Source organism: Providencia lanzhouensis (genome assembly GCF_050469745.1).
In the GTDB taxonomy this organism is placed as follows: domain Bacteria; phylum Pseudomonadota; class Gammaproteobacteria; order Enterobacterales; family Enterobacteriaceae; genus Providencia; species Providencia lanzhouensis.
Genome location: NZ_CP174123.1, coordinates 645,799 through 671,217, shown reverse-complemented (window position 1 = coordinate 671,217; position 25,419 = coordinate 645,799). Strand labels below are relative to the sequence as shown.

The window sequence follows — 25,419 nt, the reverse complement described above, 5'->3', positions numbered from 1 at the left end:
CCTCCGACACGATAGTGTGAAGGTTCAATCTGGCGTTGCTGGTTAATTAGATTCAAAGATTTAATACCTAAATGTGCAGACAATGTATTTAGGTCTTTTTTGATCTGGTCAAGCTAGGCCGCACACTTTTTCCTTACACTTTCAAACTCAATTGGCGACATATCATTTAATGAAGTATGAAGCCGAACTGAGTTGTAGTATTTGATGTATTTCTCTACATCAGTTTTCATGCTTTCTCTGGTTAAATGGTAAACATTTAATAGCCATTCATTTTTCAAGCTGCCGAAAAACCTTTCAACCACAGCATTATCTAAACATGCTCCACAACCACTCATTGATGGCGTAATTCGATTGCTCCATAGCAATGATTGAAAACGCTTACTGGTGTATTGTGAGCCTCTGTCGCTATGGAAGATCAAGCCTGCTTTGGGTTGACGCAGGTTGATAGCCATTTGCATCGCTCTCATGGTTAAATCAACCGTCATGCGTTTACTCAACGCCCAGCCAATAATACGGCGAGAATGCAAATCCATCACAACAGCTAGGTACATCCAGCCTTGATGCGTTCTTAGATAGGTGATATCACCCGCCCACGCCTGATTTGCTCTGGCTGGATTGAATTGGCGCTTCAATAAGTTATCAGCAACCGCATGGCTATGTTTGCGCATAGTCGTCACTTTATAAGCCACTCGCTGTTTAACGACTAAACCGAGCTTTTTCATCAAGCTCTTAACCCGACAAATACCAATTTTAAAGCCTTCTTTGCGTAGCAACTTCATTAAGGTTCTGGCACCAGCACTACTGCGGCTATCATCAAATAACCTCTTCATGCGACGATAAAGCATTAACTCTTCAACACTAATAATCTTGGCTGGTCGCCTCAGCCATGCGTAATAGGCTGACCGACTCACTTCTAGAACCTCGCACAAAACGCTAATTGGAAAGCGCCATTGCTGCTCTTTAATATATTCGAACTTTATTTCATTTCTTTCGCAAAGAAGGCACTCGCCTTTTTTAAGATCTCACGCTCCATCTGTAAGCGTTTATTCTCTTTTCTGAGCTTAACCAGTTCAGCTCTCTCATCTTTGCTTAATGCTTCGCCTGAAGTTTGCTTGGCTAGTTTGTCTTTCCAGTTGTAAAGCAGCTTAGTTGTTATGCCTAATGATTTGGCTGCTTCAGTAACACTGTAACCTTGTTCAGTGACTAGCTTTACAGCTTCTTCTCTGAACTCATCAGTATATTTTCTAGGTTTTCTTCGTTGGGTCATTTTCACACCTTTGTTGTTGGACTAATTATCCTTCACAAAAGTGTGCGGTGCCATTAAATCAGATCATTCGGCATCGTCAACATAACCTCGGACAGTTTCTCCGATGGAGGCCGGTATCTGGCGCCAGACGCAGCCATTGCGCAGGCGCGTAAGCTGATGGCCGAGGGGGCAGATGTGATCGACCTCGGTCCGGCATCCAGCAATCCCGACGCCGCGCCTGTTTCGTCCGACACAGAAATCGCGCGTATCGCGCCGGTGCTGGACGCGCTCAAGGCAGATGGCATTCCCGTCTCGCTCGACAGTTATCAACCCGCGACGCAAGCCTATGCCTTGTCGCGTGGTGTGGCCTATCTCAATGATATTCGCGGTTTTCCAGACGCTGCGTTCTATCCGCAATTGGCGAAATCATCTGCCAAACTCGTCGTTATGCATTCGGTGCAAGACGGGCAGGCAGATCGGCGCGAGGCACCCGCTGGCGACATCATGGATCACATTGCGGCGTTCTTTGACGCGCGCATCGCGGCGCTGACGGGTGCCGGTATCAAACGCAACCGCCTTGTCCTTGATCCCGGCATGGGGTTTTTTCTGGGGGCTGCTCCCGAAACCTCGCTCTCGGTGCTGGCGCGGTTCGATGAATTGCGGCTGCGCTTCGATTTGCCGGTGCTTCTGTCTGTTTCGCGCAAATCCTTTCTGCGCGCGCTCACAGGCCGTGGTCCGGGGGATGTCGGGGCCGCGACACTCGCTGCAGAGCTTGCCGCCGCCGCAGGTGGAGCTGACTTCATCCGCACACACGAGCCGCGCCCCTTGCGCGACGGGCTGGCGGTATTGGCGGCGCTGAAAGAAACCGCAAGAATTCGTTAACTGCACATTCGGGATATTTCTCTATATTCGCGCTTCATCAGAAAACTGAAGGAACCTCCATTGAATCGAACTAATATTTTTTTTGGTGAATCGCATTCTGACTGGTTGCCTGTCAGAGGCGGAGAATCTGGTGATTTTGTTTTTCGACGTGGTGACGGGCATGCCTTCGCGAAAATCGCACCTGCTTCCCGCCGCGGTGAGCTCGCTGGAGAGCGTGACCGCCTCATTTGGCTCAAAGGTCGAGGTGTGGCTTGCCCCGAGGTCATCAACTGGCAGGAGGAACAGGAGGGTGCATGCTTGGTGATAACGGCAATTCCGGGAGTACCGGCGGCTGATCTGTCTGGAGCGGATTTGCTCAAAGCGTGGCCGTCAATGGGGCAGCAACTTGGCGCTGTTCACAGCCTATCGGTTGATCAATGTCCGTTTGAGCGCAGGCTGTCGCGAATGTTCGGACGCGCCGTTGATGTGGTGTCCCGCAATGCCGTCAATCCCGACTTCTTACCGGACGAGGACAAGAGTACGCCGCAGCTCGATCTTTTGGCTCGTGTCGAACGAGAGCTACCGGTGCGGCTCGACCAAGAGCGCACCGATATGGTTGTTTGCCATGGTGATCCCTGCATGCCGAACTTCATGGTGGACCCTAAAACTCTTCAATGCACGGGTCTGATCGACCTTGGGCGGCTCGGAACAGCAGATCGCTATGCCGATTTGGCACTCATGATTGCTAACGCCGAAGAGAACTGGGCAGCGCCAGATGAAGCAGAGCGCGCCTTCGCTGTCCTATTCAATGTATTGGGGATCGAAGCCCCCGACCGCGAACGCCTTGCCTTCTATCTGCGATTGGACCCTCTGACTTGGGGTTGATGTTCATGCCGCCTGTTTTTCCTGCTCATTGGCACGTTTCGCAACCTGTTCTCATTGCGGACACCTTTTCCAGCCTCGTTTGGAAAGTTTCATTGCCAGACGGGACTCCTGCAATCGTCAAGGGATTGAAACCTATAGAAGACATTGCTGATGAACTGCGCGGGGCCGACTATCTGGTATGGCGCAATGGGAGGGGAGCAGTCCGGTTGCTCGGTCGTGAGAACAATCTGATGTTGCTCGAATATGCCGGGGAGCGAATGCTCTCTCACATCGTTGCCGAGCACGGCGACTACCAGGCGACCGAAATTGCAGCGGAACTAATGGCGAAGCTGTATGCCGCATCTGAGGAACCCCTGCCTTCTGCCCTTCTCCCGATCCGGGATCGCTTTGCAGCTTTGTTTCAGCGGGCGCGCGATGATCAAAACGCAGGTTGTCAAACTGACTACGTCCACGCGGCGATTATAGCCGATCAAATGATGAGCAATGCCTCGGAACTGCGTGGGCTACATGGCGATCTGCATCATGAAAACATCATGTTCTCCAGTCGCGGCTGGCTGGTGATAGATCCCGTCGGTCTGGTCGGTGAAGTGGGCTTTGGCGCCGCCAATATGTTCTACGATCCGGCTGACAGAGACGACCTTTGTCTCGATCCTAGACGCATTGCACAGATGGCGGACGCATTCTCTCGTGCGCTGGACGTCGATCCGCGTCGCCTGCTCGACCAGGCGTACGCTTATGGGTGCCTTTCCGCAGCTTGGAACGCGGATGGAGAAGAGGAGCAACGCGATCTAGCTATCGCGGCCGCGATCAAGCAGGTGCGACAGACGTCATACTAGATATCAAGCGACTTCTCCTATCCCCTGGGAACACATCAATCTCACCGGAGAATATCGCTGGCCAAAGCCTTAGCGTAGGATTCCGCCCCTTCCCGCAAACGACCCCAAACAGGAAACGCAGCTGAAACGGGAAGCTCAACACCCACTGACGCATGGGTTGTTCAGGCAGTACTTCATCAACCAGCAAGGCGGCACTTTCGGCCATCCGCCGCGCCCCACAGCTCGGGCAGAAACCGCGACGCTTACAGCTGAAAGCGACCAGGTGCTCGGCGTGGCAAGACTCGCAGCGAACCCGTAGAAAGCCATGCTCCAGCCGCCCGCATTGGAGAAATTCTTCAAATTCCCGTTGCACATAGCCCGGCAATTCCTTTCCCTGCTCTGCCATAAGCGCAGCGAATGCCGGGTAATACTCGTCAACGATCTGATAGAGAAGGGTTTGCTCGGGTCGGTGGCTCTGGTAACGACCAGTATCCCGATCCCGGCTGGCCGTCCTGGCCGCCACATGAGGCATGTTCCGCGTCCTTGCAATACTGTGTTTACATACAGTCTATCGCTTAGCGGAAAGTTCTTTTACCCTCAGCCGAAATGCCTGCCGTTGCTAGACATTGCCAGCCAGTGCCCGTCACTCCGCGGTCTTCACTGCGTGATCGAGTTGATCGACACCCGCCGTGACACGCTCCATGAAGTGCCTGCCTGCGTCTGTTAGCCGAACGCCCCGCGCATGGCGCTCAAATAGCAGGACACCAAGGTTATCCTCCAGCGCTTTCACACGCGCGCTGACGCTCGACTGGCTGATACCAAGTGCCTTGGCCGCATGCCGAAAATTCAGATGCTCGGCGACGGCGATGAACTGAACAAGGGAAATGAGCGGTATCCTGCCAGACAGGATACCGACATTCACGAGGTTTCGATGGTTAGTGCGCCGCATCGGAGCGGGCCTGCTACCAGTCGTCGGTTAGACGACTGGCGACTTCTCGGTGGCAGCCCCACGGAGCCGAAGGAGCACCAGCCCCAACGAAACCAGTACCGCCATCGCCGTGGCGTAACAGATCACGGGCCACGCTGTGTCACCGTTTAAAAGTGCCACCGCCAATGTCCCGACAATGCTGACTATCAGGCTTTGAACGCAGAAGTAGAACGCGACCGCTGATCCCGCGATGTCGTCGAACTCTGCCAAAGCGCCGTTCGCGGTAACGGACACCGTGAAGACAATACCGACCGCGACAACCCACATCGGTAGGATGAAGGTGAGGAATGACGGCGAGCCGTAAAGTTCGCCGATCCCCAACAGGACCGCTCCGCAAACAAGCAACGCCATCCCACGCGCCACGCATCCTGCGATGCCCCATCTGGCGACAAAGGACTTCGCGAAACGGGTTGTCACGATCATTACAAGCGCGACAGTGGCGAAGGCAAAGCTGAATCCGATCTCGGAATATTCCGCTTGGCCTATGAGCACACGGGGAGCCGTCGAGAAGAAGACGAAGTAGGTGCCCATACCGGCGCTAAAGCCGACAGTGTAAACCCAAAAAGCCGGACTCGCGAAGATCGGCAAGACAGATCGGCGCGTCTTGACTTGATCCAGAGGGCGGGTTTCGTGCCACCTGAAACCCGCATTTAGGAGTGCGAGCATCGCCAGTATAGCCAAAGTAATGAATATCGCCTGCCATCCCAAGAACTCGCCGATCAATACTCCGGCGATAGGGCCGAGCGCAGGCACGAACGCCAGCATCGAACTGAAAAGGCCGTAGATGACGACACCCTCAGGACGGTTGGCATAAACGTCGCGAACCGTCGCGAACGTCGCCACCAGCATGGCCGACGCGCCCACTGCTTGAAGTAGACGGAAAGCGACAAAGGCCGGTGCAGTTGAAGACCAAGCTGCTCCCAGAGACGCAATGACGAAAGCCGTTGCGCCCGCAAGTAGAATTGGCCGTCGCCCGATTCTGTCTGAGAGCGGACCAAAAATCACCTGGCCCACGCCGAGCATCACCATATAGAGGCTCAACGTGAGTTGGATCATAGCGGGCGTCGTGTTCAGGATGCCGGGCATCGCTGGAACGACAGGGAGATAAATATCCATCGCCAGTGAAGCGAGGATGTCGAAAGGAGCCATCAGCAGCAGTGCTGCCGGCAGCGTATAGGCCCACGCGGGGCGTGTGGTGGTCATGACGAATCAACCCTCGATTAAGGAATACCGGGCGACGTCTGCTCGTCAGCAATCAGATGAGACTAGCCTTACAGAGCGCCGCAACAACAATACTGGTTGTTGCGGCTTACTTGTCTGCTGACTTGGAATTTCCCATCTGATTACTCCACGCTTACGAATATGAATTGCTACATTTTATCCGATTATCTTTTGCTTCGCAATGCGGCATGGGCGCACTCAGCGTTCCAGCCCCCTCTGCCGCCCTAACTGCCACGACACCGACCCGCCCTGCACGATGCCCATAACCTCGCGGCCGAGTTGGCGGTCGATGATCGGCCGCCACGGGACAAGGGTGAACTCATGGGATTTCTCGACCACGGCGAACTTGCCGCTCGATAGATGCACGGTTCCGGTAAACTTGCCGCTGACGCTCTCGCCGTCCGTGGCGGCGCGGAACGGCAGGCCCTTACTCAAAGCCATATCCGATCCGACGCCGGCTACCTCGCGCTCCCGCAGGATGGCGAGAAGGTTGCGCCGGTAGAAGACGCGGCTGTCCCGGCTGCGGGTGGCGTCGCCCTGTTCGATATGGTGCTCGCGGCGCTGGTCCATGGCTTCGCGGACTTGTTGCCCGAAGCCGGTTGGCGCAAGGTCGGCCGTCTCGCCGTGGATCAGCCGCCGGTCCAGCCAGGTCGCGCCGTCCGATCCGATCTGTTTGTTCAGATCGACCGGGGAAAGGACGCGAACGCTGGCCTGACTGTCTCGGCCGGCGTCATGGGCGGCGGCACGGCTGACCAGATCATCGGGGATGCGCCATTGGTCGGCGTCGATCCGCTCGACGATACCGGCCCGGCGTAGCGCCTCCAGCCGGCGCACATGGGCATCGACATAGCCCTCATAGTCGCCGCCTGGAACGCGGCACGTATAGGAAGAATAAACGCCCTTTTCACCCAAGTCCAACAGCTTTGGACCGCAGTTGACTCTTTCGACACCCCTGCGATGCAACCCAATCCGGCTGACGGGGAGCCAGCAACGCTGAAAATTTACCCTCCTCTTTCCCACTAGCGGCTCCTTTTCCGACAACCAGCACGGCGGATCCCTGCCGCGGCGCTGTGAACGCAGCATTTTGATTGGTATCGTTGGCCTTCAGGCTCGTCAGTCAAACAGACCCAGGAGCAGCTCAGCCGGTGGCGCCCGGCTTTCGGGTAACGCCCTGGTCCCGCTGGTTTCGGCTTTGTGCTTCAGGTGATCAAGGATCTGCTTGATCACTATAGGGTCTTCAATGCAGGCGATGACTTTCATGGCGCCGCCGCAGCCGCTGCAGGTCTCGATGTCGATATTGAAAACACGCTTGAGCCGTTGCGCCCATGTCATCGACGCTCGCCGTTGTGCTGGTGTTGCCGGTTCATCAGCCACCCTGACCTTGTTGCCCCTGCCCCGTTTTGCCGGCGTGACCAACGCCCGGTGCCGACTGTTGGGTGCGAACACCCCGTGGAAGCGGGTTAGGTTGACTCTGGGCTTCGGTACCAGGGCGGCCAGCCTTGCAATGAAATCCAATGGTTCGAAAATGACGTGCGTGGTGCCGTCCCGGTACGGCGTCTTGAGCTGGTAGCGCACGTTGCCGCCTCGTGTTAACGACAGCCGCTTCTCGGATACCGCCGGGCGGCTGATGTACCGGCACAGCCGTTCGAGCTTCTTGCGTTCATCGGCCCTGGCCGCCACGCCGGCGTGCAGGCTGGACCCGGCTACCTTGCCAATCCCGTCACCGAACGGATCACCACTGGTCGGCAGAGTTTGCAAAGTGAACACCTTTCGCCCCGCCTGTGAACCGACAGCGATACGGTAAGTGATCGAGTGCCCCAGCAGGGGTGTCATCGGGTCGTCATCCACCGCATCCGAGGCCAGATAGCTGTTTTCGACATCCCGTTCCAGCAGGCCTTGCCGTTCCAGATAGCGACCCACCCGGTGGGCGATGGTGTGCGTCAGCTGGGTGAGCTCTGGGCTGGTCGGCGCCTTGACCCAGCGGAAACGCGCTGAGCCGTGGGATTGCTCGACATACACACCGTCGAGAAACAGCATGTGGAAGTGAACATTCAGATTGAGCGCCGATCCAAAACGCTGGATCAGGGTGACCGCGCCCGTCTTGGCCACTTGGTGGGTATGGCCCGCTTTCTTGACCAGGTGCGTGGCAATGACGCGGTAAACGATGCCCAGCACCCACCCCATGATCTCGGGCCGGCTGGCAAACAGGAAACGCAGCTGAAACGGGAAGCTCAACACCCACTGACGCATGGGTTGTTCAGGCAGTACTTCATCAACCAGCAAGGCGGCACTTTCGGCCATCCGCCGCGCCCCACAGCTCGGGCAGAAACCGCGACGCTTACAGCTGAAAGCGACCAGGTGCTCGGCGTGGCAAGACTCGCAGCGAACCCGTAGAAAGCCATGCTCCAGCCGCCCGCATTGGAGAAATTCTTCAAATTCCCGTTGCACATAGCCCGGCAATTCCTTTCCCTGCTCTGCCATAAGCGCAGCGAATGCCGGGTAATACTCGTCAACGATCTGATAGAGAAGGGTTTGCTCGGGTCGGTGGCTCTGGTAACGACCAGTATCCCGATCCCGGCTGGCCGTCCTGGCCGCCACATGAGGCATGTTCCGCGTCCTTGCAATACTGTGTTTACATACAGTCTATCGCTTAGCGGAAAGTTCTTTTACCCTCAGCCGAAATGCCTGCCGTTGCTAGACATTGCCAGCCAGTGCCCGTCACTCCCTGTCGTCTGGGCGTTCCTCTGGGCTAAACATCGACATGATCCGGCGCTTAATATCGCCGTCCTTGTTGACCAGCGTCTTGGTCACGAAGGCCGCGTATTCTTTGGCGTTGTCGTACCCTTTCCAGACCTCGTGGGGGTCAAGAGCGTAGGCGCAAACCCGCCCAGCGACTGGGATTCTGACCAAGGCGCGTTCTGTCTCAAGGTGGGGTTCTAGGGATTTTCCCCTCTAAAAAGACATAATCCTCTGTAGACCACACCAATAAATGGCTGCGGAGGTGGTTTACTTTCAGCTTGGAGCCTAATCATCCACTATCGGCCTTGTTATTTCGCCAATATTGGGCAATTTCCCAGTATTAGTGAAGTTATACGTTCCGCTTAAGTTGATATTTTGCCACGCAACGGGCGAAACAGCACGAGTGATACCCGCTTTCTCTTCATCTCCTCTCGCTTCAAAGTGTCCCAGAAGATGACTCAGTATCGCGGAGTTGAAGTAGATGATCGCGTTGGCAAGCAATCTTGCGCATTCATTCCAGATAGCGATTTCAGACTCGTTTTTGCCACGGAACTGATCACCATTCACCGACGCAATGGCTCGTCTAAGGAAGTGCCATGCTTCTCCCCGGTTCAGGGCACGTTGCACATACTGCCGCAAACTGGCATCGTCGATGTAGTCAAGTAAATATTGCGCTTTAACCAGTCGATTATACTCCGTCAGAGCCTGTAATATTGGGTGTCCAGAAGGGTAACCAGACAACTTTCTTACCAGCATTGCTTGTGTCGTCCGCTTTGTCTGAAGTGACAGAACAATACGCCTGATATCTTGCCATCCCGTTGTAATAACATTCGTTCTGATAGGCTTCTTTAGCGCCAGTATGGTGCTGCCTTGTTCACTTTCAGTCACATCAAACAGATCATTGATGACACTACTGAACTGCGCGTATCGCGGTGCAAAACTGTAACCGCATAGATCCAGTAAGGCGAAGTTAACATGATTGACACCGTGTGTATCTGTCGAGAGTACGTCAGGTTTGATTTCACTGCTGTTGGATTGTAACAGGTCATAAATATAGTGTGATTCGTGCTCGTTGGAACCGATGATCCGAGCATTGAGGGCGCTGTGGTTGGCCACCAGTGTCATGGCCGTGATCCCTTTGTTGGTGCCGAAATACTTAGAGGAGTACCGGGTTTTAAAGGTTTCCAGATGGGTTTCGAATTTCTGACCATCCGCACTGGCATGCAGCTGGTCCTCCTGAATATGGTAGTGGCGGAAGATGGGTAGCGCTGCAACCGCATTATTGATCACGTCGCTGGCGTCATGCAGCGTTTCAGGCCGGATATAGTTGGCCTGCACCGTACTCAGGTGTTCATAGCTTCGATCGGAGATCTGCGCCATGCCATACACACCACGGTGAGTGGCGTTGGCAATCAGAATGGCCAGTAAATCATCCTGATGAGTGAACCCTTGTTTTTGTATCGGAAGTACATGAGTCAGACATTTCATGAACCCGGTTTCGCGCTCTACATACCGCAGTACATCCGCGATACCGACCGGTTGCATTCGCTTAAAAAAGGGATTGTTGACCAGAGATGTAGCGCTTTTGGTCGGCAGACGCCAGCGGGTACCGGTACGATTTTTCATGATCACATTTCGATTGTCTCCCTCATCAATATGGAGAGCAACGTCTTTGAGTGCACTTTCCAGCCGGTGTTGTTTCTCCTGTAACAATAACTCTGCGGGCTGTTTTAGTCTGTCCAGTGTTGATGAGGCCAGCAAGGTATCCTGCGATGTCTGGGGGATCAGGTCGTCTTCCAGTGCGCGGTATTTGGTAACATTTGGCAAATAAATGCGTCCATTCAGTCGTGAGGTTAACTGCCGGTAGAGCAGCCATTCGTAACGTTGCGGGTTAACGTTATCCTGTTTAACCAACCATGGGAGGTGCTTTTTCGGGATGAGCGACGTATCCATCGTCTTCAGTGGTCCACCGAATGCGATTTCCGTCTGCATCTGTTGAAGTTGGGCGACGACGGCTTCTGAGCCTTTACCGGCCTCACATTCAAGGCACAAGAACACCTGCCTTAACAGTTGCTCCAGGAGATTGCATTGTTCATCGTAATGTTGCCACTGGTACTCTTCCACGGTCCGTTTCTGTTTTTTCAGGTAAAGGCAGAGGGTCTGGATATCCCTGTCATTCATGACCTTCAATGCCTGTTGTCTGACTACTGAGAAGGGTTGATTATCATCAATGTTCTCATCCACAAACAGATGCAGTAACTCTGCCGCTTTCGTGACATTGTCCGCGGCTGACTGCCAGGACAGGAACACTGCTTGTTGTGCAAAGGTGTTGGCAGCTTCTTGTTGCTTGCGGATATGGTAAATGAACCCATCAGTTAACCGTTCCAGTGCCAGTTGTATCCGCTCTGTCAGGTGACATAGCAACCATAGATGCTGCTGTGCGCGTTTGAATCGTTTGAGTTTACTACCGTAATAGTTGATGAGCTCACCGAAGTGTTGTCGATTTTTAAGAGACAGATTAAGCCCATCGATAACGCCATTGATTTGCGTGCGCCATGGCGCTAACTGATGATAAAGGGCAAGCTCTTTTTTAAGTTCAGGTACGGTCAGACTTTTTGCACCGCCTCTGAGCTGGTTCAGGCTTAGTCCGTCATCAATGGCTGTTATGCTGTCCAGAAAGACGTGAAGTTCAGGACTGGTGAGTTGATTAAGTTGGTGCGCCAGGTCTTTTCTGACCTGCTGCATCGCTCTGCTTATCAGTCTCTGGAGTACGGTGTACCTAGGGATAGCAATGCTGTGACTGGTTAGGAATTCAATAGCAGTATCAAAGAGGTAACGCGGCTCCAGCCAGGCATTGCCCACCTGAACAAGGTGGTCGAAAAGAGAATTGAAGTGCTGACTTTCGTCCCATTTGTGATAACCAGCAAGGTCTAATACTTTTGCGTAGAGTCGATCTTTTTGTTTTTGTGAGGGAGTGAATGGTCTGAGCCCCTTGCCGCCAAGCAGCTCTTTACTGATGAACATTAAATCCTTAGAAACCTGCGAGTAAGCGATATCTAGGATGACGGGCTTTGATTTGAAGTATCCCAAAATCGCGACAAAGTAACATCTATGAGCTCTGAGACGAATTGACCGAAAAACTGCCAATTCCGCATCGTTCAGAGAAAAGTACAGACGTTGTTCTTCGATTGAAAAAATGGGTGGGGAATAAAGATCTGCCTGTTCTGCTCTCGTGAGAATAGTAATTTCGTTTTTGATGGCCATATCAGGGCTGTTCCGTATTAAATGTACGATATTTACCTAATTTGCCACACTTATAAGTAGTAACCCACCTCCGCAGCCATTTATTGGTGTGGTCTACAGAGGATTAAGTCTTTTTAGAGGGGAAAATCCCTAGAACCCCATTGTGATACTTGGTAATCATTCCCCCCACGAAATTTATTGCCATTAACTGAAGTAATAGCACGTTTTAACTGATGGTATGCTTCACCTCTGTTCAAGGCTTGCTGGACGTAATGACGCAACGTTGAATTATCAACATACTCCAAAACATAAATAGATTTAATTAAACGGTCGTACTCATGCAATGCTGACAATCTTCGGCTCTTGCCGTTACTCAACTTTCTAATGATTGTGCTTTGAGTGGTGGTTTTACGACTCAATGAACAAACAATATGCTGAATATTGTCCCATTCTTCAGCAATTAGCTTATGATTAATATCTTTCTTTAATTGAATACGGCCTCCGTTCTCTTCAGTCACTTCAAATAGCTCAAAAAACACCTTTTTCATTTTCGCGTATCGAGGGGCGAATGTGTAACCAAAGAAATCTAATATAGCGAAGTTAACATTATTGGTACCATGCGTATCGGTCGATAAGGTATTAGGCTGTATATCTGAAGAGTTGTTATAGAGTAAGTCAAAAGCAAAGTGACCTTCATATTCGTTAGCGCCAATGACTTGCGTACTCACCGGAACATGACGTGGTCAACCAAAATTGACCAACCCAGTTAAGCTACTTTTTTCAATTTCTTCATGTCCGCCTCATATTGATTTGAAATTTCCATACTTTATCTAATTCATGTTTTTCTAAATTAGCTAAAATGCAACTCAGAAATGTCCAGAAGTGAGTTGTGTGGTGTCGAGTGGAGATTGTACGATTAAGCCCCTAAGTAATTAGTCCGTCAGTCTCCCTCGGTAATCAAATTAGTACATCTTAGCGATCAAATTGGTAAAAAATTAGACATGTAGATGAATGCCCACCTTAAAAAATAGACAGCGGGTTGGGCTGGGTGATTTTTCTGGTGTTAGACGCCAGCAACCCATGCGGCAGAATGGTTGCTCACTTACTCGTCTATTTTTAGCGGGAATTCTTAGCCAACTGTACGCGCTGTATGCAGATTTAAGCAGTCGAGTGATGCGCACTTTGGAGGAGATGGCACCACGAGTAGAGGTTTACTCTATTGACGAAGCGTTTTTGGATTTAACCGGTATTGAGTCTGCCATATCTCTTGTCGAGTTCGGACAACAAGTGCGAGAGCGCATAGGCCACTGGATTGGGATCACCGTCTGTGTAGGCATTGCACCGACTAAAACACTCGCCAAACTGGCTAACCATGCCGCCAAAAAATATCCAGCTACTCAGGGGGTTGTAGACCTGACCAATCCAGATCGGCAACGTCGATTGCTCGCATTAGTCCCGGTTGATGATGTTTGGGGCGTTGGTAGACGGCTTTCTAAGCGTTTAAATGCGTTGGGTATCACCACAGCCTTAGATCTCGCCAATGCCTCTCCTAGAGCCATCAGAGACCAGTTTTCAGAGGTTTTAGAAAGAACCGTCAGAGAACTCAATGGTGAGTCGTGCATTGAACTTGAAGAGATCCCGCCAACTAAGAAGCAAATCGTCTGTAGCCGTTCATTTGGCGTAAAAGTGACGCACTTTGAATTTTTAAGTGAAGCCGTATGCGAATACGCAACCCGCGCCACTGAGAAACTTCGCAAAGAACAGCAGCAAGCCAAAGTGCTGACCGTGTTCATACGTACCAGCCCCTTTAAGGACAACGAGCCGCAGTACAGCAACTCTGCATCGGGTGAATTGCTAATCCCCAGTTGCGACACGCGGGATTTTATCGAGCTGGCCAATCACTTACTCAAGCGGATATGGAAGGATGGTTTTCGTTATGCCAAAGCGGGCGTCATGCTGTCTGACTTTTACGATCCTGGCATGTTTCAACCAGGACTATTCGATGACGTATCGACCCGCTCTAATAGCCAGCAGCTAATGTCTGTATTGGACACCATTAACCAAAGCGGTGCCGGAAAGGTTTTCTTTGCTGGACAAGGACTCAAGAAAGATTGGTCGATGAAGCGAGAGCATTTGTCTCCCGCTTATACAACACGCTGGGACCAGTTACCGCGAGTGAAGTAGCGCAGTTGACTCAATACGCATTCACTCTGCGACGCAGCATGTTGAGCTTATCAACCTGGCGTCGAATATCACTGAAGAATTCCTCTTTCTCCATGGCCAGCGCTAGCTCCCATTCTTTGGCCAAACCTTGGCAGTCTAAAAATGCGTATCTCAGCTTCGTCTTTGAGATACGCAGCCCCTTGCTAAAGACCACGCGTTTGCCTCGTTGACCGTGAAAACTGTTGATATACCACTCTATGCCAAAGCCATACTTAAAGTCTCTGATACGGACACCAAGCAGACCCCAGTCTTTAAAGGGCTCATTCTCTCGAACCTTGTAATGGGTAACCCAAAAGTCATCAACTTCAGCTCGTGCCAGCGCTTTTAGCCTGTCCGTTTCTTGCTGAAGTAAATCTGATACATCTGCTTTCCATTGTTCATTGACGATTTCTACCAAACCAATTTCCCCATCCAATTAACCCCTAAAGCCAAAACCACTATCCGTTTGGCTTTTGGATCGAAACGCCAAACGTAAAACTGCCGTCACAATCACTGTTTGGCGTCTCGATATAAATCGACTCGCTCAATCCCATACCCGACAAGGGATACAGGCTGATTTCACTTAAAAACACCTAAAAAGACGTATCGCCATGAAGATACAAACCGTTTGGCAAGTTCAGGCCAGAATGCAAACGACGTTTGGCGTCTCAATTTTTTTGGCTAGGTCACCAGCCGCCAAACAGAGCCTATTCTCATACTTTTGCAAAAATGCAATAGGCAGATAGATGAAAGGATTTGTCACCTTTCTGCCCACCGCCAGTGCACCGAATCCTGATAATGACATTTGAGTAAACCGCCAGAGCACTTGGAAATGCCCAAGCGTGAACAGCGCGGTTGATTGAAAACCGTTAGAGCACTTTGAGTGCACAGGAGATAAGTATGTTTGTACTAGGCGTAGATATCGGTTACTCAAACCTGAAGCTGGCAATTGGCCAATCAGGTAGTGAACCGAAAACCATTATTCTACCTGCGGGTGCCGGTCCAGCGGATCGTATGCCGGAGCGTATCGGTGGAGGCGATGATGAAACTTGTTTGTATGTCTCTGTCGATAATGAGCGCTGGGCCGCTGGTGTTCCTGCTGGACGCCTTCAAGGCTGGGAACGAGAGCTTCACCCGGAATATCCCACCACAAAAACCTATAAGGCACTTTTTCATGCCGCCTTGTTAATGGCTGAAACAGAATCCATCGATTTGGTTGTCACTGGATTACCGGTTTCCCAGTTTCATGAACCACAACGTAAGTCTGACCTTGTGCAGCGTTTAAAAGGTGTCCATCAAGTGACGCCTAAGCGCAGCATCACCGTTCATGACGTCAAAGTACTACCACAGCCTGCCGGTGCCTATATGGATCTGGTTCAAACGGGTGGTGATCTGGGCTTGATTGAAGAAGGTCGTGTCGTCGTCATTGATCCCGGCTTCTTTTCTGTTGATTGGGTTGCCCTTGAGGCCGGAGAAATTCGCTACAGCTCATCAGGAACCAGTCTTCAGGCAATGTCCGTGCTACTGGAAACCATCGATAAGCTGATTTCGGAAGATCATGGTGCCAAAGTCGGAATGGATCGACTTGAAAAAGCCATGAGAACCGGCGACTTACAGGTCCTGCTATTTGGAGAAAAAGTCGATATTTCACCTTATCTGAATGCTGCCATGAAAAAGGTAGCGCCTGTTGCTCTTACAGCCATGCGTCAATCCATGCGTGACGAAAGCATTAATGCGGACTTGGTATTGATCGCCGGAGGTGGAGCCTTGGCTTATAAGGAAGCGGCCAAGGAGATTTTTTCACGAAGCAAGATCATCGTGCCTGAGCAGTCTGTTTTGGCGAACGTCCGAGGCTTCTGGTTTTATGGGGCATGATCATGAGAGTTGTCGTCAACATTCCCCCAGGGAGCCACCCAGAACTACTCAAAGAATTGGAAAAGACGCCACCACGGGAACGCGCTGAGCGTCTGCGGATGATGGCCACCTTTGGGTTAATTCACATGAGCCAACCCAATCTATCCACGACATCTGCACCGGTGGATGGCCATGCTCCAGATGGTGAAGTGACTTCTATGAGTACAGCGCCAGAACCCAAAGCAGAATCACGTAAACAATCATTAAAATCAAAACTAGGGCTGGGCTTATAACATGGCGTTATCAGTTAGCTGGCTCGATGCCAGGTTAAATAAAGAAGCAAAAGAAACCGTAGTAAAAGCCGACCGAGATGGGCTAAGTGCTCGGGTATCGCCCAAGGGCAAAATTGTTTTTCAGTTTCGTTATCGTTTCGATGGCAAGCAACAGCGGGTAGACATAGGTACTTACCCACTTATGAAGCTTGCTGAAGCTAGGAATGAGCTGGATAGGTTAAGGGCTGTACTCGACCAGGGCAGAAACCCCAAGCTCTACCTACAGCAGGAACGGGCCAAGTATTCTGCCAATCAAAGCTTCGAATCGATTTTTCGAGACTGGATAGACTCTGCCGGTAAGCAAGGGCTAAAGGAGACAACGTGGCACTACCAAAAACGCAGCAGTGAAATATATTTGCTGCCCCGACTTGGCAAGTACCCATTAACTGACATCAATGAATTATCCTTGCGTAACTGTCTTCGTGAGGTTTCGGAGTCGTCCCCTTCAAACACAGAACGCCTAGTGTCTGTACTGCATAAGTTCTATGACTGGCTGATAGATGAACAGATTTTGGAAATTAACGCTGCCGCTGGAATCACTGCAAAGAAAGTCGGCGGCAAGAAAGGCAAACGAACTCGGGTGCTAAACGACAACGAAATCAGGATACTTTGGCGGTATTTGCATGAGTCAAAAATCACTGAGAAGAATCGCATCTACATAAAACTGCTTCTCTTATTGGGAGGGCGCAAGGGCGAACTCATTCAAGCTGAAAAGCATCACTTTGACTTGCAATCTGCAATGTGGACAGTGCCCATAGAGATCCGCAAACAAGGTGAGAAAATTGGAGCGCCGATCATGCGGCCATTGATTAAGCCAGCTATTGAGCTTATTGAACTGGCGATGCAGATGAGCAAATCAACCTACTTGTTTCCCGCGAACGGACAAGAAGAGCTTGCCACAAATGGCTTTGATACCACTATTCCTAACAATGTGAAAATCTGGGCTCGCAGATCGCTTGGTATTGAGATGGAACACTGGTCTATGCATGATCTTCGCAGAACGATGCGAACGCGAATGTCTGCCATCACGACGCAAGAAGTTGCCGAGTTGATGATTGGCCACAGCAAAAAAGGGTTGGATGCTATCTATAACCAATATCAGTACCTGGATGAAATGCGTCATGCTTACGACGTTTGGTATCAACAACTAGAAACCATCATCGAGCCGACAGGCTTTCCATTCAACTGGCGTTTCGGACAGTAAAATAAAAGAAAGAGGCTCAGTCCTCTTTCTTCTCATACTCCTCCAAGTCTTCAATGTGCCACAGCTTGTTTCGTGTATTTCGGTTGATACGAGGTTGCGGCAAGCTGCCATCTTTTATTCTTCGCCAGAGCGTCGTATAGCTAATGTGGTAACGAGCCATCACTTCGTAAGACGTTAGAAAAGGGGTTACCTGGTGCGCTACTGCTGTCATCTGCATTCTCCTGAAAATCAATGTAAAGCTATCATCGCCTGATTCATCACTTGTTGATGGTCAGAAAGATGCATGATTTGTTCAGAAGATCAGCCTTATCAAAACACAAATGTTGCTATTAGGTACTTTTCAGCTCAAACCTATGAATAACAAGGGCTACAAGGCGGTTTGTGTCATGAATAGCAATCAACATGCCTAACGAGAAAAATTTGTACACACTGTTTGTACACTCGCAACGATGACACACCAAAAACCACAATAACGAACCCTTTAAATTCATAAGCTTATAAACAAAAAACTAGAGATGATCGCATTTATTCCGCTTTTGTAATGTCGAAACCAAAGTGCCAAAAGCAGGAGGTACTTTCTTCATCAAAACCAGTAACAGCAAGGCCTACAGCCAGATTTGTGTCATGGAAATTTCGCCAAAGGCCTCTAAAACGGAATTTGTACTCAAGTTTGTACACACTTTCCGAGGTTACGCTTGAACATCATTGAAAAGCAAAGAAACGAGAAAAAGACAAAAAGCCTTTAAATTCAGTACGTAGAGATGTGATTGTGGTGTGCAATGAAAGGTGGTTTTAAGCGTTGAAAGGCTGGGCGGCATCAGGGTGAGAAATGATAGCAAACGTTCTACGGGTGCTAACTTCATGGAGAAAATTCTGATCTGTCATTTAACCGTTCTTTTCGTCTATATCCAGATTTGTATGGGCATCAGGAAGAGGCTCGAGGTGGCTCTAAGCGCAGCAAATCCGTATTGTTAATCGTAATTGGCGGTTATTTTCGCAGATCTTGGGGTTATAAACAATCAGAGCCTGAAATGTTAGGTGCTCCACCCACTGGATGGAGCCCAATAAATTTACATCGACGCTGCCACTAACTGAGCAATTTCTAGTCCTAATTCTTGTGTGCTGGAATTTCCTCCCATATCGCGAGTCAAGTGACGACGTTCACGAATCGCCGTTTCAACCGCTGACATGATCGTATCGTGCATTTCTTGACAACCGAGATGCTGCATCATCATCGCTGCCGCCCAGATAGTCCCAATTGGGTTGGCAATATTTTTCCCAGCAATATCTGGCGCAGAACCGTGTACCGGTTCAAACATCGATGGAAACTGTTTTTCAGGGTTGATATTCGCTGACGGTGCAATGGCAATCGTCCCCGTACACGCAGGACCAAGATCCGACAAAATATCCCCAAATAAGTTTGATCCCACAATCACATCATAAAATTCCGGCATTCTCACTAAGTTAGCCGCAAAAATATCAATGTGGAATTGATCGACTTTCACATCTGGATACTGTTTTGCCATTTCAGCCACACGGCTATCCCAATACGGCATGGAGTGGAATAATCCATTGGATTTCGTGGCTGAACTTAAATGTTTTTTATCCCGAGAACGGGCAAGTTCGAAAGCATATTTTAAAATTCGGTCAGTCCCTTTGCGGGTAAAAATACTTTGCTGGGACACCATTTCATCTTCCGTCCCTTCATACTGAATCCCGCCAATTGCAGAATATTCGCCCTCTACGTTTTCACGCACTACATAAAAATCAATATCCCCTGGTTTTTTATCCGCTAATGGGCATTTAATCCCCTCAAATAAACGAACTGGGCGCAGATTCACATATTGATTAAACGCACGGCGGATTGGTAGTAATAAGCCCCATAAGGAAATGTGGTCAGGAACCCCCGGAAACCCAACGGCACCAAGGAAAATAGCATCAAATTTTTTCAGTTGCTCTAAGCCATCTTCCGGCATCATGCGTCCTGTACGATGATAGGTTTCACACGACCAATCAAAGTGTGTAAAGTTAAGTTTTACACCATGCTTCTGCGCCGCTGCCTCTAAAACACGTAATCCTTCAGGGATCACTTCCGTTCCAATTCCATCACCCGGAATGACTGCTATATTGAATTGTGCCATTTTCAACGCCCTTATTATTATCTATGCATGTCCTCCAGTTTATGGCTTGCTGTGATAAAGTATAGGCATGAACTGTAATCCCTAGGTTTACAAACTATGAACAAGCTACCTTTGCTTGAAGATATCCGTGTATTTGTCACCGCCGCCCGATTGATGAGCTTCTCTCAAGCGGCAGAGCAACTATTGGTATCTCCAGCCTATATATCGAAACGCATTAAATTACTGGAAGAAAACTTAGGGCAAACGCTGTTTTTCCGTAATGCTCGCGCCATTCAATTGACCCCGGAAGGGAAAATTGTTCTGCGTAGTAGTGAGCGGTTGCTGGAAGAATTGGAACGTATGCAGGGAGAATTACAAGCTTGCCGCGAGGAGATCAGCGGAGAGCTGCGTATCAGTTGCAGTACAGGCTTTGGTAGCACCTATCTGAATCCCTTTATTCTGGCATTACGTGCTGATTACCCGCTTTTAGGTATTGATCTGACGTTAACGGACCGTTCTGTCGATATCATCAGTGAGAACATCGATCTTGATATCTGCATTGGCGGCACCATTTCGGATCAATTTATTGCACGCCGGTTAGCCCGCAATAGCCGAGTACTTTGTGCCTCACCTGCGTATATTCAAAAATATGGACAGCCTTCTTTGCCCCAAGAGCTAGAGCAGAAACATTTGTGCATTGCCATCAAAGAGCGCAATCAAGCTCCCGCAATCTGGAAACTAGAGCACCAACAAGAAAGCATGACCATCACACCGAATAGTAAATTAATGGTCAATAACGGTGAAGTCGCCAAACAGTGGTGTCTCAGCGGTGAAGGAATTTTATTACGTTCACTTTGGAGTGTACTTCCTGAACTTCAGTCAGGAAAATTAGTGCGCGTTCTACCACAATGGCATCAAGGTGCTGACGTTTTTGCTGTCTATTCACGTAGTTTACGTAATAGTGCTAGTCTTAGAGTTTTCATTGAAAATCTTGAAAAGTATCTCGCCACCCATTTACCACCCATCTTTGGGGATGAATATAACCAATTGGATGCCCATTAATGACCGAACCAGAGACTTTTAAAGAGCGCTTACTCAAGCTATTAAAACAGAAAAAAATGAGCCAGTTAAAAGTTGGGGAACAGCTTGGTGTTTCCCGTACTGCCGTCAATAAATGGACAAAAGGCGGCATGATTGACGAAGATAACCTCAATAAGCTGGCAGACTTACTCGATGTCGATAAGATTTGGCTCAAGTATGGTGAATACACGCAATCCCAACATCCCCAGTCCAGCGTAGGCGGCACACGCAATATCAATGAAGTACATTTACAAGAATCGGCGGAGATAGTCACTTGGGAATGGGATTTATTGACTGGCGAACTGAATTATTCCGATAACGTTGAAGCGGTGTATGGCATAAAAATCACCACCAACGAAGATTTCTGGGCGTTAATGGATCCGGCATCCAAAGATAAGCTGGTCAATGGTTACTCCAAAATTATTAAAGAAGGCGGTGCTCATGAAATGGATTTTAAAATCAACTGGGAAGGTGACTACCGCTGGATAACATCCAGAGCCGCGGGCGTTAAAGGACCTAACGGCAAAGTCACAAAATTAGTTGGGATCAGCTTGGATAATACTGAGCGAAAAAACAATGAGTTACGTCTACGAAAAATCAAATGCTACTTTGATGTGTTACTGACACACTTCCAACATTTGGTTGCCTTTACCGACAAAGCCGGAGAAATCCTCGCCAGCAATCTTAAAAGCCAATCAACAGATATTGATTATTTAGCCTTACAGCGCCTTCTCTATCAGTTAGCCATTAATCATAAAACGTGGCTCGACGATGTTATCCAAACAGGTCGTGGGCAAATTGTGTTTCAGGACAAGCAGATCACCGCCTATCATCATCTTAATGATGAGCATCAATCCTTCTTGATGTTTGAACTAAAACCCTCGTAAATATCAGTAAAAACCCCAGTGATTAAACTGGGGCTTTCCACTATCAATCTACACATTCACCATCATAAATCTAACACCAGCCGCTTCCCCTTCGCCCGAGAAACACACAGCATCATAGTTTTTTGCTCCGCTTTCTCATCATCGTCAAGATACAAATCACGATGGTCAGCTTCCCCTTCCAAAATTGCCGTTTCACAGGTTCCACAAACGCCATTGCGGCACATACATTCCACCTTTATACGCTTATCCGCTTCGATAACCTGCAAAATGGATTGGTCTTCCGCAACCTGTAAACTGAATCCTGAACGCTGAAAATGCACTTCAAAAGAATCCCCCTCACTCGCCACTTCGCCAAAATTTTCAAAATGCACTTGTGCGCTACCAAGGTGCTGATTGCCCTGTTCAATCACGTCATTAATCAATCTTTCAGGCCCGCACACATACACATGGCTATTTTTAGGTTGGGATTGGATTAATGTGGCGACAGGCATCCGTTGAGCTTGGGATTTATCATAAGTGTATAAACGGGAGCCAATGCGTTCCTGTAATTCATCGACAAACGCCGCCGTCGCTTTATCACTGAACCCGTAATGAAGCTCAAAATCCATTCCTGAGTGCTCAAGCTCATACAAGTAGGATAAAAATGGTGTGATCCCAATCCCTCCAGCGATCAAAATATGTTTGCTGCTCTGCGCTTGCGCTAATGCGAAAAAATTTTGCGCAGGGGATAAATAGAGTGCATCCCCCTGCGCAATGTTATCGTGCATGAAAACAGAGCCCCCTTTCGAGTTCTGGTCACGCAAAACAGAGATACAGTAACGATCGCACTGCTGAGGGTCACTTATTAATGAATAAGCACGTTGTAGCCCAATTTGCTCATCCATATGAACCGTGACATGGCTCCCCGCGCTAAACGGGCTAAGTTGTCCTTTTTGCGCCACGAATTCGAACATTTTAATGGTTGGGCTGACCTGTTCAATTCGGCTAACATTCACCGCTATTTTTTGTTGGCTCATCACAGTTCCTTTTTCCGTTACGCAATATCAAGGCACAGATATTTGATGCTTAAATAATCATCGATACCATAATGGGAACCTTCTTTACCTAACCCCGACTGTTTAACCCCACCAAACGGAGCCACTTCATTTGAAATCAAACCGGTATTGATCCCAACCATTCCGCTTTGCAGCTTTTCAGCCACTCGGTAAATACGGTTTACATCCCGAGAAAAGAAATAAGCGGCTAAACCATAAATGGTGTTATTGGCACGGCTGAGAACTTCATCTTCATCACTAAATCGAATCAATGTAGCAATAGGGCCAAAGATCTCTTCGTGGACGATATCCATTGAATCATCGACATCCACCAGCACTTTCGGATTGATAAAGTGGCCATGCTCCTCAATTTCAGAACCTAATGTCACTCGACGGGCGCCTTTAGCGAGAGCATCCTCAAGTAATTGGTTCATACCATCAATTGCCTTAATGGTGATCATCGGTCCAATATCCACACCAGCATCCACGCCATTACCGACTTTCAATTTGGCTACTTGTGCCACAAACTTTCGTTCAAATTCATCAAAAATGACATCATGAAGATAAAAACGGTTAACGCAGACACAGGTTTGCCCACCATTACGGAATTTGGCTTGAATGGCGCTAGTGACCGCTTTATCAATATCCGCATCCTCGAAAACAATAAATGGTGCGTTTCCACCTAATTCAAGCGATGTTTTCTTGATAGTCGATGCACATTGCTCCGCTAATACACGCCCCACTTGGGTGGAACCCGTAAAAGAAAACTTACTGATCAGCGCATGTTTGGTCAGCCTTTCCCCCAAAAAACGTGATTCTCCAGTCACCACGTTAAAAATACCCGCAGGGATCCCCGCTTCATCGGCAAGTTGAGCCAGTGCCAATGCGGTAAATGGTGTTTCTGTAGCTGGCTTGATGATGATACTGCACCCTGCTGCAAGTGCGGGTGCCGCTTTGCGTGTGATCATCGCCGCAGGGAAATTCCATGGCGTAATCGCACTGCATACGCCAATAGGTTGCTTAATCGTAGAAAGGCGATTAGTTCCAACGGTTTGTGGGATAGTTTCCCCATAAACACGTTTTCCTTCTTCTGCGAACCACTCAATAAAAGAGGCGGCATAACGAATTTCGCCTTTTGCTTCATGCAACGGCTTACCTTGCTCAAGAGTCATCAACAACCCAAGATCATCAATATTTGCCTCAATCAACTCAAACCAACGGCGCAAAATAATTGAGCGCGCTTTCGCAGTTAATTGGCTCCATCCCGCCATCGCGGCATGGGCTTGTTCAATGGCTTCATCAACCTGCGCTGCTGTTAGGCTGGGAATGGTGCCCAGCACAGTTTGAGAGGCAGGATTTGTCACGGGAATTGTTTTCTCCGTTTCCACCCAGCGACCATTGATATAGCAGGCTTGGCGAAATAGCGCGGCATGTTTTAACCTGTTCATCGTCACATCTCCCATCCCTTGCGATTATTCCGTATGAGCGCCAGCCACAATTTTGTGGAAATGAGCAACACCGTGCTCACTGATCCCACTGCGTTGTCTATCAGCCATAATGCGCCCTTGACCACGATATCCACGGGAACGCAGACCTTTTTGTACACTTTCCACCAAACGTAAATCTTCAGGGCGGAATACCGTGCGGTACCATTCCACTAAATTTTTCTGATATTCAGTCAGTTCTTCATTCAGGAAATAGATATCGTAATGCTGCAATGTCTCACCCGCATTCACAGGGAATTCATAAATCACCGTCATAAAATCGCCGCCAGGAGGCATATTGAACATGGTGCTTGGCCAAATCCAAAAACCAAAGAAGCGCGGGTCTAATACTGACTCATCGAACTGATAAGAAGATTCAGATGGCTTGGCTTTGCCGATTTGTACCGTCCAATTATCTTTAAGCAAATGCTCATACACATTCACATCCACCGAACTGGCAAAGCTAACGTGGTTAGTCGGGCAGTGATAGCATTCAATGTAGTTATCAACGATGGTTTTCCAATTAGCTGGGGTATGGCTAACAAAGCGCGCTGCTAATTTCAGGTCATTGATAACCGCGCACGCTTCTTCCATTTTTTCTGCTAAACCAGGTAGCTGCTCTTCAATTGGCTGAGGTTCACCTTCCGTCAGGTTTATATAGATAAAACCTGCGTGCTCAGTCACATGGAAAGAACTTAATGACATAGCATCCGCTTCAAAGTTGTTCACGTTTTCACAGTTGGTTGCATGCGCCAACTGCCCATCCAACTTGAATGCCCAAGCATGGTAAGGGCAGGTAATCACATTTTTCATTTTCCCGCCATCACCACTAATTAGTTGATGACCACGGTGTGGGCAAACATTGTAGAAACCGCGCAGAACATCATCACGACCACGAACAATCACAAGGCTTTCACCAATTAGTTGGCGTGTAATATAGGAATTTTTTTCTTTTACCTCACTCACATGACCAACACAAACCCATGAATTAGCAAAAATTTTTTCTTTTTCAAAATCAAAAATGTCTTCAGATGTGTAATAACGTGCAGGGATAGTCCATGCATTATCTATATCAAGGTGATCATTAATCGAAATGACTTTAGCTGCATTGCTCATAATTGCCCTCTCTTTTTGTAAACTTATAGTTAACATATTTTGATCGGATGTTAACGAAGATCGCAATAATGATCAAACAAAATATCATCAGGCTTTATAAAAAAAATT

At 49.1% G+C, this 25,419-nt stretch carries 22 protein-coding genes and 2 pseudogenes; 9 read left to right on the top strand and 15 right to left on the bottom strand.

Annotation, left to right across the window (positions count from 1 at the left end; genetic code table 11):
* Window positions 1–113 precede the first annotated feature (113 nt).
* Window positions 114–1,267, bottom strand: a protein-coding gene (locus tag ACIH2S_RS03015) for an IS3 family transposase (RefSeq protein WP_102140835.1) whose coding sequence is annotated in 2 segments (ribosomal slippage) — window positions 114–1,021 and window positions 1,021–1,267 — 1,155 coding nt in all. Because the reading frame shifts where the segments join, the coding sequence is not laid out codon by codon here.
* 57 nt (window positions 1,268–1,324) lie between these two features.
* Here ACIH2S_RS03015 and sul2 point away from each other — a divergent pair.
* The 3 genes from sul2 to ACIH2S_RS03000 are packed head-to-tail and all read left to right on the top strand — an operon-like array spanning window position 1,325 to window position 3,828.
* Window positions 1,325–2,128, top strand: coding sequence for a sulfonamide-resistant dihydropteroate synthase Sul2 (gene sul2 / locus ACIH2S_RS03010; protein WP_108947322.1), 804 nt, complete (start codon window positions 1,325–1,327; stop codon window positions 2,126–2,128).
* A 60-nt stretch (window positions 2,129–2,188) separates the two neighbouring features.
* Window positions 2,189–2,992 carry an aminoglycoside O-phosphotransferase APH(3'')-Ib gene (aph(3'')-Ib, locus tag ACIH2S_RS03005; protein ID WP_001082319.1) on the top strand — a complete coding sequence of 268 codons (804 nt, stop codon included), beginning with the start codon at window positions 2,189–2,191 and terminating at the stop codon, window positions 2,990–2,992.
* Window positions 2,992–3,828, top strand: a complete 837-nt coding sequence (locus ACIH2S_RS03000; RefSeq protein WP_000480968.1) for an aminoglycoside O-phosphotransferase APH(6)-Id — start codon at window positions 2,992–2,994, stop codon at window positions 3,826–3,828. Before aph(3'')-Ib ends, ACIH2S_RS03000 begins: the two co-directional genes overlap by 1 nt.
* Before the next feature lie 106 nt (window positions 3,829–3,934).
* Here the strand turns inward: ACIH2S_RS03000 and ACIH2S_RS02995 are convergent.
* From ACIH2S_RS02995 to ACIH2S_RS02960, 8 genes and pseudogenes are all read right to left on the bottom strand, one after another.
* Window positions 3,935–4,339, bottom strand: a pseudogene (locus ACIH2S_RS02995) (IS91 family transposase); the annotation flags it as partial.
* Window positions 4,340–4,450: 111 nt separating this feature from the next.
* A complete protein-coding gene (locus ACIH2S_RS02990) occupies window positions 4,451–4,756 on the bottom strand; it encodes a LysR family transcriptional regulator (protein ID WP_001255015.1) in 306 nt (101 codons plus the stop codon).
* A 27-nt stretch (window positions 4,757–4,783) separates the two neighbouring features.
* Window positions 4,784–5,998, bottom strand: a complete 1,215-nt coding sequence (gene floR, locus ACIH2S_RS02985; protein ID WP_000214122.1) for a chloramphenicol/florfenicol efflux MFS transporter FloR — start codon at window positions 5,996–5,998, stop codon at window positions 4,784–4,786.
* Between the two features lie 216 nt (window positions 5,999–6,214).
* The gene (locus ACIH2S_RS02980) at window positions 6,215–7,099 is read right to left on the bottom strand and encodes a DUF3363 domain-containing protein (RefSeq protein WP_001447541.1); all 885 of its coding nucleotides are present in this window, start codon (window positions 7,097–7,099) and stop codon (window positions 6,215–6,217) included.
* A 30-nt stretch (window positions 7,100–7,129) separates the two neighbouring features.
* Complete coding sequence (locus tag ACIH2S_RS02975) at window positions 7,130–8,623, bottom strand: IS91-like element ISCR2 family transposase (protein WP_001120888.1); 1,494 nt, start codon at window positions 8,621–8,623, stop codon at window positions 7,130–7,132.
* Window positions 8,624–8,734: 111 nt separating this feature from the next.
* Window positions 8,735–8,947 (bottom strand): annotated as a pseudogene (locus ACIH2S_RS02970) (repA); the annotation flags it as partial.
* Between the two features lie 93 nt (window positions 8,948–9,040).
* Window positions 9,041–12,019, bottom strand: coding sequence for a Tn3 family transposase (locus ACIH2S_RS02965; RefSeq protein WP_000985631.1), 2,979 nt, complete (start codon window positions 12,017–12,019; stop codon window positions 9,041–9,043).
* A 113-nt stretch (window positions 12,020–12,132) separates the two neighbouring features.
* Complete coding sequence (locus ACIH2S_RS02960) at window positions 12,133–12,726, bottom strand: Tn3 family transposase (RefSeq protein ID WP_000107352.1); 594 nt, start codon at window positions 12,724–12,726, stop codon at window positions 12,133–12,135.
* A gap of 283 nt (window positions 12,727–13,009) precedes the next feature.
* Here ACIH2S_RS02960 and umuC point away from each other — a divergent pair, with 283 nt between their 5' ends.
* Complete coding sequence (gene umuC, locus ACIH2S_RS02955; protein WP_001142610.1) at window positions 13,010–14,182, top strand: translesion error-prone DNA polymerase V subunit UmuC; 1,173 nt, start codon at window positions 13,010–13,012, stop codon at window positions 14,180–14,182.
* 10 nt (window positions 14,183–14,192) lie between these two features.
* On the opposite strand, the gene mobI is transcribed toward umuC, so the two are convergent.
* On the bottom strand, window positions 14,193–14,636 hold the full coding sequence (gene mobI / locus ACIH2S_RS02950; protein WP_000348524.1) for a conjugative transfer protein MobI(A/C): 444 nt from the start codon (window positions 14,634–14,636) through the stop codon (window positions 14,193–14,195).
* A gap of 464 nt (window positions 14,637–15,100) precedes the next feature.
* On the opposite strand from mobI, the gene ACIH2S_RS02945 reads away from it, so the two are divergent.
* The 3 genes from ACIH2S_RS02945 to ACIH2S_RS02935 are packed head-to-tail and all read left to right on the top strand — an operon-like array spanning window position 15,101 to window position 17,590.
* Window positions 15,101–16,075 (top strand): ParM/StbA family protein, encoded by a 975-nt coding sequence (locus ACIH2S_RS02945; RefSeq protein ID WP_000497807.1) that lies wholly within the window; start codon window positions 15,101–15,103, stop codon window positions 16,073–16,075.
* A gap of 2 nt (window positions 16,076–16,077) precedes the next feature.
* On the top strand, window positions 16,078–16,347 hold the full coding sequence (locus ACIH2S_RS02940) for a hypothetical protein (RefSeq protein WP_064497194.1): 270 nt from the start codon (window positions 16,078–16,080) through the stop codon (window positions 16,345–16,347).
* Between the two features lies 1 nt (window position 16,348).
* The gene (locus ACIH2S_RS02935; RefSeq protein ID WP_064497193.1) at window positions 16,349–17,590 is read left to right on the top strand and encodes a tyrosine-type recombinase/integrase; all 1,242 of its coding nucleotides are present in this window, start codon (window positions 16,349–16,351) and stop codon (window positions 17,588–17,590) included.
* Between the two features lie 16 nt (window positions 17,591–17,606).
* Here ACIH2S_RS02935 and ACIH2S_RS02930 read toward each other — a convergent pair whose 3' ends face one another.
* Complete coding sequence (locus tag ACIH2S_RS02930; RefSeq protein WP_000127614.1) at window positions 17,607–17,801, bottom strand: helix-turn-helix transcriptional regulator; 195 nt, start codon at window positions 17,799–17,801, stop codon at window positions 17,607–17,609.
* An 859-nt stretch (window positions 17,802–18,660) separates the two neighbouring features.
* Window positions 18,661–19,731: a tartrate dehydrogenase gene (locus tag ACIH2S_RS02925; RefSeq protein ID WP_036950209.1), complete on the bottom strand. Its 1,071-nt coding sequence runs from the start codon at window positions 19,729–19,731 to the stop codon at window positions 18,661–18,663.
* A gap of 96 nt (window positions 19,732–19,827) precedes the next feature.
* Between ACIH2S_RS02925 and ACIH2S_RS02920 the strand changes: the two genes are divergently transcribed.
* Together ACIH2S_RS02920 and ACIH2S_RS02915 are read left to right on the top strand one after the other, a co-directional pair.
* Entirely contained in the window at window positions 19,828–20,772 is a 945-nt protein-coding gene (locus ACIH2S_RS02920; protein WP_036950207.1) for a LysR substrate-binding domain-containing protein, read from the top strand.
* Entirely contained in the window at window positions 20,772–21,677 is a 906-nt protein-coding gene (locus tag ACIH2S_RS02915) for a helix-turn-helix domain-containing protein (RefSeq protein ID WP_036950205.1), read from the top strand. Before ACIH2S_RS02920 ends, ACIH2S_RS02915 begins: the two co-directional genes overlap by 1 nt.
* Window positions 21,678–21,739: 62 nt before the next feature.
* On the opposite strand, the gene ACIH2S_RS02910 is transcribed toward ACIH2S_RS02915, so the two are convergent.
* From ACIH2S_RS02910 to ACIH2S_RS02900, 3 genes are read right to left on the bottom strand one after another with little or no spacing between them, the layout of a single operon-like run.
* The gene (locus ACIH2S_RS02910) at window positions 21,740–22,693 is read right to left on the bottom strand and encodes a PDR/VanB family oxidoreductase (RefSeq protein WP_036950203.1); all 954 of its coding nucleotides are present in this window, start codon (window positions 22,691–22,693) and stop codon (window positions 21,740–21,742) included.
* A gap of 17 nt (window positions 22,694–22,710) precedes the next feature.
* Window positions 22,711–24,159 (bottom strand): NAD-dependent succinate-semialdehyde dehydrogenase, encoded by a 1,449-nt coding sequence (locus tag ACIH2S_RS02905; RefSeq protein ID WP_154599531.1) that lies wholly within the window; start codon window positions 24,157–24,159, stop codon window positions 22,711–22,713.
* A gap of 24 nt (window positions 24,160–24,183) precedes the next feature.
* The gene (locus tag ACIH2S_RS02900; RefSeq protein ID WP_036950201.1) at window positions 24,184–25,311 is read right to left on the bottom strand and encodes an aromatic ring-hydroxylating oxygenase subunit alpha; all 1,128 of its coding nucleotides are present in this window, start codon (window positions 25,309–25,311) and stop codon (window positions 24,184–24,186) included.
* Window positions 25,312–25,419 lie beyond the last annotated feature (108 nt).